20 protein-coding genes are annotated in these 12560 nt (G+C 35.4%); 1 reads left to right on the top strand and 19 read right to left on the bottom strand.

Annotated features, from left to right (window positions below):
• Window position 1: 1 nt before the first annotated feature.
• The 19 genes from rpsH to rpsL all read right to left on the bottom strand — a co-directional run bounded on the left by rpsH (window position 2) and on the right by rpsL (window position 10675).
• Entirely contained in the window at window positions 2-400 is a 399-nt protein-coding gene (rpsH, locus tag G3A47_RS08050) for a 30S ribosomal protein S8 (protein WP_017495014.1), read from the bottom strand.
• Window positions 401-503: 103 nt separating this feature from the next.
• Window positions 504-773: a 30S ribosomal protein S14 gene (gene rpsN / locus G3A47_RS08045; RefSeq protein WP_166921658.1), complete on the bottom strand. Its 270-nt coding sequence runs from the start codon at window positions 771-773 to the stop codon at window positions 504-506.
• Between the two features lie 3 nt (window positions 774-776).
• Entirely contained in the window at window positions 777-1328 is a 552-nt protein-coding gene (gene rplE / locus G3A47_RS08040) for a 50S ribosomal protein L5 (protein ID WP_017495015.1), read from the bottom strand.
• 2 nt (window positions 1329-1330) lie between these two features.
• Window positions 1331-1645: a 50S ribosomal protein L24 gene (rplX, locus tag G3A47_RS08035; protein ID WP_007803650.1), complete on the bottom strand. Its 315-nt coding sequence runs from the start codon at window positions 1643-1645 to the stop codon at window positions 1331-1333.
• 11 nt (window positions 1646-1656) lie between these two features.
• Window positions 1657-2025, bottom strand: a complete 369-nt coding sequence (gene rplN / locus G3A47_RS08030; protein ID WP_007803649.1) for a 50S ribosomal protein L14 — start codon at window positions 2023-2025, stop codon at window positions 1657-1659.
• Between the two features lie 2 nt (window positions 2026-2027).
• Complete coding sequence (gene rpsQ / locus G3A47_RS08025) at window positions 2028-2288, bottom strand: 30S ribosomal protein S17 (protein WP_089055326.1); 261 nt, start codon at window positions 2286-2288, stop codon at window positions 2028-2030.
• Window positions 2289-2305: 17 nt separating this feature from the next.
• On the bottom strand, window positions 2306-2497 hold the full coding sequence (gene rpmC / locus G3A47_RS08020; RefSeq protein ID WP_031456038.1) for a 50S ribosomal protein L29: 192 nt from the start codon (window positions 2495-2497) through the stop codon (window positions 2306-2308).
• A 13-nt stretch (window positions 2498-2510) separates the two neighbouring features.
• The gene (rplP, locus tag G3A47_RS08015; RefSeq protein ID WP_007803637.1) at window positions 2511-2936 is read right to left on the bottom strand and encodes a 50S ribosomal protein L16; all 426 of its coding nucleotides are present in this window, start codon (window positions 2934-2936) and stop codon (window positions 2511-2513) included.
• Window positions 2937-2955: 19 nt separating this feature from the next.
• Window positions 2956-3717, bottom strand: coding sequence for a 30S ribosomal protein S3 (gene rpsC / locus G3A47_RS08010; protein ID WP_166921657.1), 762 nt, complete (start codon window positions 3715-3717; stop codon window positions 2956-2958).
• A 5-nt stretch (window positions 3718-3722) separates the two neighbouring features.
• Window positions 3723-4136, bottom strand: a complete 414-nt coding sequence (gene rplV / locus G3A47_RS08005; RefSeq protein WP_007803631.1) for a 50S ribosomal protein L22 — start codon at window positions 4134-4136, stop codon at window positions 3723-3725.
• A 6-nt stretch (window positions 4137-4142) separates the two neighbouring features.
• Window positions 4143-4421, bottom strand: a complete 279-nt coding sequence (gene rpsS / locus G3A47_RS08000) for a 30S ribosomal protein S19 (RefSeq protein ID WP_008464288.1) — start codon at window positions 4419-4421, stop codon at window positions 4143-4145.
• A gap of 6 nt (window positions 4422-4427) precedes the next feature.
• Window positions 4428-5252 (bottom strand): 50S ribosomal protein L2, encoded by an 825-nt coding sequence (rplB, locus tag G3A47_RS07995; RefSeq protein WP_008464287.1) that lies wholly within the window; start codon window positions 5250-5252, stop codon window positions 4428-4430.
• Between the two features lie 9 nt (window positions 5253-5261).
• On the bottom strand, window positions 5262-5552 hold the full coding sequence (rplW, locus tag G3A47_RS07990; RefSeq protein ID WP_017495018.1) for a 50S ribosomal protein L23: 291 nt from the start codon (window positions 5550-5552) through the stop codon (window positions 5262-5264).
• A gap of 7 nt (window positions 5553-5559) precedes the next feature.
• Window positions 5560-6189, bottom strand: a complete 630-nt coding sequence (gene rplD / locus G3A47_RS07985) for a 50S ribosomal protein L4 (RefSeq protein WP_116752684.1) — start codon at window positions 6187-6189, stop codon at window positions 5560-5562.
• Window positions 6189-6806, bottom strand: a complete 618-nt coding sequence (gene rplC / locus G3A47_RS07980; protein ID WP_017495020.1) for a 50S ribosomal protein L3 — start codon at window positions 6804-6806, stop codon at window positions 6189-6191. Before rplC ends, rplD begins: the two co-directional genes overlap by 1 nt.
• A gap of 404 nt (window positions 6807-7210) precedes the next feature.
• Window positions 7211-7516, bottom strand: coding sequence for a 30S ribosomal protein S10 (gene rpsJ / locus G3A47_RS07975; protein WP_007803605.1), 306 nt, complete (start codon window positions 7514-7516; stop codon window positions 7211-7213).
• Window positions 7517-7527: 11 nt separating this feature from the next.
• On the bottom strand, window positions 7528-9684 hold the full coding sequence (fusA, locus tag G3A47_RS07970; RefSeq protein ID WP_166921656.1) for an elongation factor G: 2157 nt from the start codon (window positions 9682-9684) through the stop codon (window positions 7528-7530).
• A gap of 11 nt (window positions 9685-9695) precedes the next feature.
• A complete protein-coding gene (rpsG, locus tag G3A47_RS07965; RefSeq protein ID WP_017495022.1) occupies window positions 9696-10172 on the bottom strand; it encodes a 30S ribosomal protein S7 in 477 nt (158 codons plus the stop codon).
• Window positions 10173-10291: 119 nt separating this feature from the next.
• Window positions 10292-10675, bottom strand: a complete 384-nt coding sequence (rpsL, locus tag G3A47_RS07960) for a 30S ribosomal protein S12 (protein WP_007136570.1) — start codon at window positions 10673-10675, stop codon at window positions 10292-10294.
• A gap of 181 nt (window positions 10676-10856) precedes the next feature.
• Here rpsL and G3A47_RS07955 point away from each other — a divergent pair, with 181 nt between their 5' ends.
• On the top strand, window positions 10857-12557 hold the full coding sequence (locus tag G3A47_RS07955) for a BamA/TamA family outer membrane protein (RefSeq protein ID WP_306783625.1): 1701 nt from the start codon (window positions 10857-10859) through the stop codon (window positions 12555-12557).
• Window positions 12558-12560: the final 3 nt, after the last annotated feature.

Genomic DNA, 12560 nt, shown 5'->3' with positions numbered 1-12560 from the left:
ATTAGTATACGTAACAAATTACTTCACCACCTACATTTAATTGCTTCGCTTGTTTTCCAGTCATCAAACCTTTTGATGTAGAAACAATAGCAATTCCTAATCCGTTAAGGATTCTAGGTAATTTGGCAGCACCGGCATACTTACGTAAACCTGGTTTACTAATTCTTTGGATATCTTTAATTACAGGCTCTTTAGTATCTTTGTCATACTTCAAAGCAATTTTGATTGAACCCTGAACAGAGTTGTCCTCAAATTTGTAACTTAAGATATAACCTTGATCAAATAAGATCTTAGTTATTTCTTTTTTTAGATTAGAAGCCGGAATTTCAACAACTTTGTGGTTTGCAGCCACAGCGTTACGAACTCTAGTCAAATAATCTGCAATAGGATCTGTATACATATGTATTTGATTGCGATTATGGTTTTCGGGAAACACTCGTTTCCCGAACCTTTAATCAATTAAAATTATTTTTGGTTTGCAAAAGTAATAACTTATTGCGAGATTACCAAGACGCTTTTTTAACTCCTGGAATTAATCCATTATTAGCCATCTCACGGAAAGTTACACGTGAAATACCGAACTGACGGATATACCCTCTTGGTCTACCAGTTAATTTACAACGATTGTGTAAACGAATTGGCGAAGCATTTTTAGGTAATTTTTGTAATCCTTCAAAATCTCCGGCTTCTTTCAAAGCTTTTCTTTTCTCAGCATACTTCGCTACCGTTTTTTCTCTTTTAACCTCGCGGGCTTTCATTGATTCTTTAGCCATGTCTTAATTCTTTTTAAAAGGTAAACCTAATTCAGCCAATAATGACTTTGCCTCTTTATCTGTTTTTGCAGTAGTAACAAAAGTAATATCCATTCCTGAAATTTTGTTTACTTTGTCAATATCAATTTCAGGGAAAATGATTTGCTCTAAAACTCCAAGATTGTAGTTACCTCTTCCGTCGAAACCAGTAGCTTTGATACCACTAAAGTCTCTTACACGTGGCAAAGCAGAAGTAATAAGTCTATCTAAAAACTCATACATTCTTTCTCCACGCAAAGTAACTTTTGCTCCAATCGGCATCCCTTTTCTCAATTTGAATGACGCAACGTCTTTCTTTGAAATAGTAGATACTGCTTTTTGTCCAGTGATCTTTGTTAACTCATCTACTGCATAGTCGATAAGTTTTTTATCAGATACAGCTGCACCAACTCCACGGCTCAAAACGATTTTTTCCAATTTTGGAACTTGCATTACGTTTGTATATCCGAATTCCTCTTTAAGAGCAGAGATTACTCTACTCTTATATTCTTCTTTTAGTCTAGGTGTATATGCCATTACTATAGTACTTGATTAGATTTTTTTGAAAATCTTACTTTCTTATCTCCTTCTACTCTAATACCAACTCTAGTTGTTTCCTTAGTTTTAGGATCAATTAGTGAAATGTTAGATATTTGTATAGAAGCTTCTTTCTTAACGATACCACCTTGAGGGTTTTTAGCACTTGGTTTTGTATGTTTCGAAACCATGTTTACACCTTCAACTATCGCTTTATTTTTCTCACGGTAAACACGTAAAACTTTACCTTCAGCACCTTTATGGTCTCCGGCAATTACTCTTACGATATCTCCTGATTTTATTTTTAGCTTTATCATCTTAAAACGAATTAAAGCACTTCTGGTGCTAATGATACAATTTTCATGAATTGTTTTTCACGAAGTTCTCTTGCTACCGGACCAAAAACACGAGTTCCTCTCATTTCCCCTGCAGCGTTCAAAAGAACACATGCATTGTCATCGAAACGGATATAAGAACCATCAGCTCTTCTCACTTCTTTTTTGGTACGTACAACAACTGCAGTTGAAACAGCTCCTTTTTTCACGTTTCCGTTTGGAGTTGCGTCTTTGATAGAAACTACAATCTTGTCACCAACAGAGGCATACCTTCTTTTGGTACCTCCTAAAACACGGATAGTTAAAACTTCTTTTGCTCCCGTGTTATCTGCTACTTTTAGTCTTGATTCTTGTTGTACCATAATTATTTAGCTCTTTCTAAGATTTCAACTAATCTCCAACATTTTGTTTTACTTAAAGGACGCGTTTCGCTAATTCTTACAGTATCTCCAATGTTACAGTCGTTTGTTTCGTCGTGTGCAACATATTTCTTAGTTTTCAACACGAACTTACCGTATAATGGGTGTTTTACTCTTCTTACTTCAGAAATAACAATAGACTTGTCCATTTTATTTGAAGTAACAACACCAATTCTTTCTTTTCTTAAATTTCTTTTTTCTTCCATCTTTCAGCAGAATACAATTATTGTAACTCTCTTTTAGTTAACTCTGTAGCCAATCTTGCAACTGTTCTTCTTACACTTCTAATTTGAAGTGGGTTTTCAATTGGAGAAATAGCGTGAGCCATTTTTAGGTCAGCATATACTTTCTTAGTTTGACTAAGTTTTTCTTGCAACTCCGCTGCAGAAAGATCTTTTATTTCTGATTGTTTCATAATATAATATAAATTATGCTTCGAAATCTCTAGCAACGACGAACTTAGTTTTTACTGGAAGCTTTTGAGCTGCAAGACGTAACGCCTCTTTTGCAACTGATAAAGGAACTCCTCCAACTTCAAACATAATTCTTCCTGGTTTAACAACAGCAGCCCAATACTCAACTGCTCCTTTACCTTTACCCATACGTACTTCAAGAGGTTTCTTAGTAATAGGTTTGTCCGGAAATATTTTAATCCATAATTGTCCTTCTCTTTTCATAAAACGAGTTGCAGCGATACGTGCAGCTTCGATTTGACGTGAAGTTAAGAACATTCCATCTTCGTGTACAGATTTAATTCCAAACATTCCATTAGAAAGTTCATGCCCTCTTTGAGAGTTACCTTTCATCTTACCTTTTTGTACCTTACGGTATTTTGTTCTTTTAGGCTGTAACATTTTTCTTTAGTTTAAAAATTTACTTTCTTTTACGAGCGTCTGGTTTACCACCTTTATTAAAGGCTTTTCTTTCTCCTCTTGGAGAATCTCCACCTTTTCCACCACCAGTTCCGGATTGTTTTTTATCCATTCCTGCAAGTGGAGAAAGATCTCTCTTTCCATAAACTTCACCTTTCATGATCCATACTTTGATACCCATTCTACCGTAAGTAGTGTGAGCTTCAGCCAAAGCATAATCAATATCAGCTCTGAAAGTTGATAGAGGAATTCTACCTTCTTTGAATCCTTCAGAACGTGCCATCTCAGCACCATTCAAACGACCAGAAATCAAAACTTTGATACCTTCAGCGTTCATACGCATAGAAGCAGCAATAGCCATTTTGATTGCACGTCTGTAAGAAATACGGCTTTCGATTTGACGAGCGATGCTTGTCGCCACAAGATAAGCATCTAACTCAGGTCTTTTGATTTCAAAGATGTTAATTTGAACCTCTTTGTCAGTAACTTTCTTAAGTTCCTCTTTTAACTTGTCTACCTCTTGTCCGCCTTTTCCGATAATGATACCAGGTCTAGCAGTAGTGATAGTAACGGTTACAAGCTTTAAAGTTCTCTCAATGATTACTTTTGATACACTAGCTTTTGATAAACGAGCGTGGATATACTTTCTGATTTTGTGATCTTCGGCAAGTTTATCACCGTAATCATTTCCACCATACCAGTTTGAGTCCCACCCTCTGATGATACCAAGTCTATTTCCAATTGGATTTGTCTTTTGTCCCATGCTGCTTAAGAATTGCTTTGTGTGTTATTGATAGCTCCAAGCACGATTGTTACGTGATTAGAACGTTTTCTTATTCTGTGTGCACGACCTTGTGGAGCTGGACGAAGTCTTTTCAACATCATTCCACCATCTACTCTGATCTCTTTAACAAATAATCCAGCTTCTTCTAAATTACCTTCACTATTTTTTTGCTCCCAGTTGTTGATTGCAGATAATAATAGTTTTTCTAATTTTCTTGAAGCTTCTTTAGAACTGAATCTTAAAATGTTAAGTGCTCTTTCTACCTTCTGACCTCTTACCAAGTCCGCTACTAAGCGCATTTTTCTAGGTGAAGTAGGGCAGTTATTCAATTTTGCGAAAGCAATAGACTTATTAGCCTCTTTTCTCGCATCTGCTGTTTCTCTTTTACGAACTCCCATTGCTTCTTATTTTTTACCTTTATTTTTTGCTCCAGCATGACCTCTAAAAGATCTAGTTGGTGAAAACTCTCCTAATTTGTGACCTACCATGTTTTCTGTTACGTAAACCGGTACAAATTGACGACCGTTATGAACTGCGATAGTTTGTCCAACGAAATCCGGAGTAATCATTGAAGCTCTAGACCAAGTCTTTACAACTGCATTTTTACCACTTTCTACGTTTTCCTGAACTTTCTTGTCTAACTTATAATGAACGAAAGGTCCTTTTTTTAATGAACGTGCCATATCTTATTATTTCTTTCTACGTTCTACGATATACTTGTTACTCGGGTTTTTCTTAGAACGAGTTCTGTAACCTTTAGCTGGCAATCCGTTTCTTGAACGTGGGTGCCCTCCAGAAGAACGTCCTTCACCACCTCCCATAGGGTGATCAACTGGGTTCATCGCTACTGGTCTAGTTCTAGGTCTTCTTCCTAACCATCTTGTTCTACCTGCTTTACCAGATACAACCAATTGGTGGTCAGAGTTAGAAACAGCTCCAATTGTAGCCGAACAAGTTAACAAGATCAATCTTGTTTCACCAGATGGCATTTTAATTGTTGCATATTTCCCGTCTCTTGCCATTAACTGAGCAAAAGTTCCAGCTGAACGAGCAATAACTGCTCCTTGTCCTGGACGTAACTCAATACAAGATATAACAGTTCCCAAAGGAATTCTGCTTAAAGGCAATGTATTACCGATCTCTGGTTGAGACTCTGGTCCAGAAACTAATTTCTGACCTACTTTCAATCCGTTTTGAGCGATAATATAAGTTTTCTCTCCATCAGCGTAAGCTAATAAAGCGATAAATGCAGTACGATTTGGATCGTATTCGATTGATTTCACTGTAGCCGGAATTCCGTCTTTAGTTCTTTTGAAATCAATAATACGATATCTCTGCTTGTGACCACCACCCGTATAACGCATGGTCATCTTTCCTTGACTATTTCTACCTCCAGAGTTTTTTATCGGCGCTATCAAAGAGCGTTCCGGCTTATCAGTTGTAATGGCGTCATAACCATTCACAACTCTAAATCGCTGACCTGGGGTAATAGGTTTTAATTTTCTTACTGACATTTTTCTATCTTAGATATTGTTGTAAAAATCAATTGTTTCTCCTTCTTGTACTTGAACAATCGCTTTCTTAATTGCATTTGTCTTTCCACTGATTAAACCACTTTTAGTGTATTTTGTAGTTCTATCCGGTCTAACGTTCATCGTGTTAACTGAAACGATAGTTACTCCATAAGCAGCCTCAACAGCTTTCTTAATCTGAACTTTGTTTGCTTTTTTGTCAACAACGAATCCGAAGCGGTTTAAAACTTCACTTTCTTTGGTTACTTTTTCCGTTACTATAGGTCTGATAATGATACTCATATTCCTATTATTTACTTAAATTTTCTTCAATTAACTCCAAAGAACCTTCCAAAAGCACTAAATTATTAGTGTTTAAGATAGCGTAAGTGCTTAATTCTGAGCTAGTTACGACATTTGAAGCCTTTAAATTGCGTGACGACAAATATACATTTTTATTCGACTCTCCCAACACAAATAAAGATTTTTTACTCTCTAACCCTAAAGCTTTCAAAACGTTAATGAAATTTTTAGTGTTTGGCGTTTCAAAATTAAAGTCTTCAAGAACGATAATATTCGACTCTTTTGCTTTGATTGAGAAAGCAGATTTTCTAGCCAATCTCTTCAAGCTTTTATTCAATTTGAATGAATAACTTCTTGGTCTTGGTCCAAAAATTGTTCCACCACCTTTAAACAATGGATTTTTGATACTACCCGCACGAGCTGTACCAGTTCCTTTTTGTTTTTTAATCTTACGTGTACTTCCTGTCACTTCAGCTCTTTCTTTAGCTTTGTGAGTACCTTGTCTTTGATTAGCAAGATATTGCTTAACATCAAGGTATACAGCGTGATTGTTTGGTTCAATTGCGAATACTGAATCAGAAAGTTGAACTTTTCTTCCAGTATCTTTTCCGTTGAAATCTAATACTTTTACTTCCATTACTTCTGAATGATTACATAAGAGTTTTTATGTCCAGGAACACATCCTTTAATAACAAGTAGATTCTTTTCAGCTACTACTTTTAAAACTCTAAGGTTTTGAACTTTTACATTGTCTCCTCCCATTCTTCCAGCCATACGCATTCCTTTGAATACTCTAGATGGATAAGAAGAAGCTCCCACAGAACCTGGCGCTCTTAAACGGTTGTGTTGACCGTGAGTTGCTTGTCCAACACCACCAAATCCGTGACGTTTAACAACCCCTTGAAAACCTTTACCTTTTGAGACACCTTGTACATCTACAAATTCTCCTTCAGAAAAAATAGAAACATCAATAAGATCTCCTAATTTTTGTTCAGTTGCAAAATCTTGAAATTCAACGACTTTTTTCTTAGCAACAGTTCCCGCTTTTTTAAAGTGACCTAAAGCCGCTTTAGTGGAATGTTTCTCGTTTTTGTCATCGAAACCAAGTTGCAACGCTTCGTACCCGTCAACACCTTTGGTTCTGACTTGGGTAACAACACACGGCCCAGCTTCGATTACTGTACAAGGAATGTTTTTCCCGTTTTCGTCGAAAATGCTAGTCATGCCGATTTTTTTACCAATTAACCCAGACATAAATATTAATTATTAATTACTAAAATTCCCTTCAATTTGAAAATAACAGAAATTTCCAAACAGGGAGTGCAAAAGTAGCTATTAAAATTGAATATACCAAACAGTTACGAAAATTAAATCGCTCATAATCAAAATCCAAGCCCAAAATCAGACCCAACACACCTCGCAACGATTTAAAAATTTAAAATAATTACTTCAGCCAGAAACAACAAAACAACCAACAATTACACCACAATAAAAATCAAAAAACGTCGCCAACAGCCTAAACAAAAGACATTTCACAAAAACAAACACCGTTTTTACAAAAACAAAAAACAACCATCAGCCACTAAAAAAAAACTTAAATCCATAAAAAAAGCGGAACATTTCTGTTCCGCTTTTTATTTATAAAATATAATAAAAAATTATACTTTGATCTCTACTTCAACACCACTTGGCAATTCAAGTTTCATTAAAGCATCAATAGTTTTAGATGAAGACGAATAAATATCAATCAATCTCTTGTATGACATTACTTCGAATTGCTCTCTCGCTTTTTTGTTAACGTGCGGAGAACGCAATACAGTGAAAAGTTTTTTGTGAGTTGGCAACGGAATTGGACCTGTTACAACCGCTCCAGTAGTTTTTACTGTTTTTACGATCTTTTCAGCAGATTTATCTACCAACATGTGATCGTAAGATTTTAGTTTTATTCTGATTTTTTGACTCATTTTCTTAAGAATTAAGCGTTACCTTTTGCTTTTTTAATTACCGCTTCTGAAATATTAGAAGGCGTTTCTGCATAGTGAGAAAACTCCATTGTTGAAGTAGCTCTACCTGAAGATAATGTTCTTAATGTTGTAACATAACCAAACATTTCAGACAAAGGCACATCAGCTTTGATCGTTTTAGCTCCGTTTCTGTCCCCCATATCATTTACCTGACCTCTACGACGGTTCAAGTCACCTACGATATCACCCATGTTTTCTTCAGGAGTAATAACTTCGATTTTCATGATTGGCTCCAAAATAACAGCTCCGGCAGCACGCCCAGACTCCTTATAACCCATTCTTGCAGCTAATTCAAAAGATAATGCATCAGAATCCACAGGGTGGAAAGATCCATCAGTTAAAGTTACTTTCAAACTATCTACAGCATAACCTGCTAACGGACCAGTTTTCATAGCTTCTCTAAATCCTTTTTCAACAGCCGGGATATATTCTTTAGGAACGTTACCACCTTTTACAGCATTGATAAACTGCAATCCAACCGGAACTTTACCATCAACTTCATCAGCAGGCTCAATTGTAAATACGATATCACCGAATTTACCACGACCTCCAGATTGTTTCTTGTAAGTTTCTCTGTGTTGAGCAGATTTTGTAAATGCTTCTTTGTACTCAACTTGAGGCTCACCTTGGTTTACTTCAACTTTGAATTCACGTTTCATTCTATCAACCAAGATATCTAAGTGAAGCTCACCCATACCAGAGATAATAGTTTGACCTGAAGCCTCATCTGTTCTAACAGTAAATGTTGGATCCTCTTCAGCTAATTTCGCTAAAGCCATACCCATTTTATCAACGTCAGCTTTAGTTTTAGGCTCAATAGCGATACCAATTACAGGATCAGGGAATTTCATAGATTCCAAGATAATTGGATTCTTTTCATCACATAAAGTATCTCCTGTTTTGATGTCTTTAAATCCTACAGCAGCTCCAATATCTCCAGCCTCAATAAATTCGATTGGATTTTGCTTGTTAGCGTGCATTTGGTAAATACGAGAGATTCTCTCTTTGTTACCAGAACGAGTATTTAAAACATAAGAACCTGCATCTAAACGACCAGAGTAAGCACGGAAGAAAGCTAAACGACCTACGAACGGGTCAGTAGCAATTTTAAATGCCAAAGCAGCAAACGGCTCTTTTACATCTGGCTTACGCAAGATTTTAGTTTGATCTTCTTCTAATAAATCAGCATCATCAGGGTGAATACCTTCGATACCTTCTTTATCTAAAGGAGATGGTAAATATTTACAAACTGCATCTAACATGAACTGAACTCCTTTGTTTTTGAAAGAAGAACCAGCAAGCATAGGAATGATTGCCATGTCAATAGTTGCAGCTCTTAACGCGTTGTTAATCTCTTCTTCAGTAATAGAGTTCTCATCCTCCATATACTTATCTAAAAGATTCTCATCGTAAGTAGCAATTTCTTCGATAAGAATAGAACGATATTGTCTAACCTCGTCAACCATGTCAGCCGGGATATCAACGATATCAAAAGTAGCTCCTTGAGTTTCATCATGCCATACAATAGCTTGATTTTTTACTAAGTCAACAATACCTTTGAAATCAGCCTCGTCACCAATAGGCAAAGTAATTGCAACCGCATTCGATTTCAACATATCTTTAACCTGTCCGCATACTCCTAAAAAGTTAGCACCTTGACGGTCCATTTTGTTTACGAATCCCATACGAGGAACTCTATATTGATCAGCAAGTCTCCAGTTAGTTTCTGACTGAGGCTCAACACCATCAACAGCACTAAATAAGAAAACCAAACCATCAAGTACACGCAAAGAACGGTTTACCTCTACAGTAAAGTCAACGTGTCCAGGAGTATCAATAATATTAAAGTGGTATGGCAACGAATTAGGTAAAGTTTTACCTTGCTCAGTTGGAAAATTCCAAGTACAAGTTGTAGCAGCAGAAGTAATTGTAATACCTCTTTCTTGCTCTTGTGCCATCCAGTCCATTGTTGCAGCACCATCGTGTACCTCACCAATTTTGTGTGACTTTCCAGTATAAAAAAGAATACGCTCAGTAGTTGTTGTTTTACCAGCATCAATGTGAGCAGCAATTCCGATATTTCTTGTATATTTTAAATCTCTAGCCATTTCTTTACGAATTAAAATCTAAAGTGAGAGAAAGCTTTGTTAGCTTCTGCCATTTTGTGAGTATCCATTCTTTTCTTAACCGCCGCACCTTCTTCTTTAGCCGCAGCTAAACATTCTGACGCTAAACGTTGTGCCATAGATTTTTCATTTCTTCTTCTTGAATAAAGTATTAACCACTTCATTGCCATAGAAATTTTTCTGTCCGGACGAATCTGCATTGGAATTTGGAATGTAGCTCCACCAACTCTACGGCTACGTACTTCTACGTGAGGCATAACGTTTGTTAAAGCATCTTTCCAGATTTCTAATGAAGTTTTTTCATCATTTTGCTTTTTAGATTCGATGATATCAATTGCATCATAAAATACTTTGAAAGCTGTAGATTTTTTACCATCCCACATTAAGTTGTTTACAAAACGCGTTACCAATTGGTCATTAAACCTTGGATCTGGTAAAAGTGGTCTTTTCTTTGCCGCTCTTTTTCTCATGTCTTTTTTTTAATAAAAAGTTATAGGTTATCCGTTAAATGTTATGTGTTACAGATTTTCGACTTTCGTTTTCTACCGGTAACTCTTAACTCCTAACCTCCAACTCTTAACGTTTTAAATTACTTTTTTGCTTCTTTTGGGCGTTTAGCACCGTACTTAGATCTTCTTTGCGTTCTTCCTGCAACTCCTGACGTGTCAAGCGCTCCACGAACGATATGATATCTAACACCTGGTAAATCTTTTACCCTTCCACCTCGCACTAATACTATCGAGTGCTCTTGTAGATTGTGTCCTTCTCCTGGGATGTAAGCATTCACTTCATTACCATTTGTCAAACGTACACGCGCAACTTTACGCATTGCAGAGTTTGGTTTTTTTGGTGTAGTAGTGTAAACACGCGTACAAACCCCTCTTCTTTGAGGACAAGAATCTAAAGCAACCGATTTACTCTTCTTAGTGATCTGAGTTCTTCCTGTTCTTACTAATTGTTGAATTGTTGGCATAATTAATACTAAAAATTATTATGTTTATTAAATTCCCGCTTTTTACGGGGTTGCAAATGTATAAAATATTTTTCACTATACAAACGTTAATTCATTAATTTTCAATAACATTATTTATACTTATGTTTTTACAAACAAACAATAGATATTTGCAACACAATCAACAAATTTCATTTCACACTTGAAACAGCTTTTAAACATATTAATTCTCTTTTACGGACTAAGCTGTCATGCACAAAACTTTTATTTAAAAATAGAAGGAACCAATCCCACCGAAAACCAAACGATCGACTCACTCAATTACCAAACAAAACACAGCAACATAAAATCGTTGTTTGACGAAATTAACAGCAGCTCAAAAAAACTTTCTCAAAAAGGATATTTAGACAATAAAATACTAGAAAACAACAAATTAAACGATAGCACTTATTTAGCAATCATAAATCTCAAAAAACAAATAAAGCTCGCGCATATATATATAGGTAAAAATAACACCTTCTTCAAATCGCCAAAAAACCCAAACGACACCCTAATCATTCCTTACACAGAGATTGAAAACTATCTAAATCAAAAAACAATTGAAGCAGAAAAATCAGGCTACGCCTTAAGCAAAATAAAACTTGAAAATATCACAAGAAAAAACACATCTATTTACGCCGACTTAAACTTTAAATCCGAAAAAAAACGAACCCTAAATTCCATTATTCTCAATTACACAAACAACAACGGAAAAGATTTTTTCCCAAAAGGCCATTTAAAACAATTAAACAAAAAATACGTTAACAAAACTTTTAATCAAGAAATAACAAAGCAGTTATACGAAGACCTAAACAGCTTTGAATTTATTACACAGCCAAAATATCCCGAAATACTATTCACCAATGATTCAACAAAAATCTATACTTACATCGAAAAAAGAAAAGCCAACACTTTTGACGGTTACATAGGTTTCTCCAATGACGAAGACAAAAAAATCAACCTTAACGGATATCTCGATATTACCTTGCAAAACATTCTTCATTCCGGGGAAAAATTTTCATTGTACTGGAAAAGCGATGGTAACCAACAAAAGACTTTCAACACCAAACTTGAACTTCCATACATTTTTAAAACTTCATTAGGAATAAAAGCTCAACTCAACATATTCAAGCAAGACAGCACATTTCAAAACACAAAAACGGCTATAGATTTAGGGTACTACATCAACTACAACTCCAAAATATATTTAGGTTATCAAGCAACCGAATCAAGCGATATTCAGAACACAAACAACTCATCAATAAGCGATTACAACAACTCCTACACCACTTCTACTTTTGAGTACAAAAAAACAGATCCTATCAACAATCTTTTTCCAAAAAAAGCTTTCATAAACTTCATAATTGGCTACGGAAAAAGAGATACAAACAACAATCCCAACACAGCAGAATCCAGCATACAGTTCTTCACTAATCTGGACATTTCTTATAATTTTGAGTTAAATGAGAAGAATTTTATTAGTATTAATTCACAAAATTTTTATTTAAAAAGTAAAAATTACATCTCAAACGAACTCTATCGCTTCGGTGGAATTAACTCTATAAGAGGTTTTTTAGAAAACAGTTTACAAGCAAATTTCAACACCTTAATTCTTACAGAATACAGATATATAGTCTCCAAAAACTTATATCTGAATTCTATCATTGATTACGGCTTATACCAAGACCTCACAAACACTTCAAGCAAAAACAAAATCAAAAAATTAACAGGAATCGGAATCGGAACAGCTGTTCAAACAAAAAACGGTTTATTAAAAATTACGATGACCAATGGAGGCGAGAATATACAGGAAATGCAATTATATAACAGTATTATAAACATATGTTATAATGTTAAATTTTAGCGT

The sequence above is a fragment of the Flavobacterium poyangense genome, from assembly GCF_011751075.1.
Classification (GTDB): domain Bacteria; phylum Bacteroidota; class Bacteroidia; order Flavobacteriales; family Flavobacteriaceae; genus Flavobacterium; species Flavobacterium poyangense.
The sequence above is the reverse complement of the archived record's forward strand: the minus strand, read 5'-3'. Positions and strand labels throughout refer to the sequence as shown.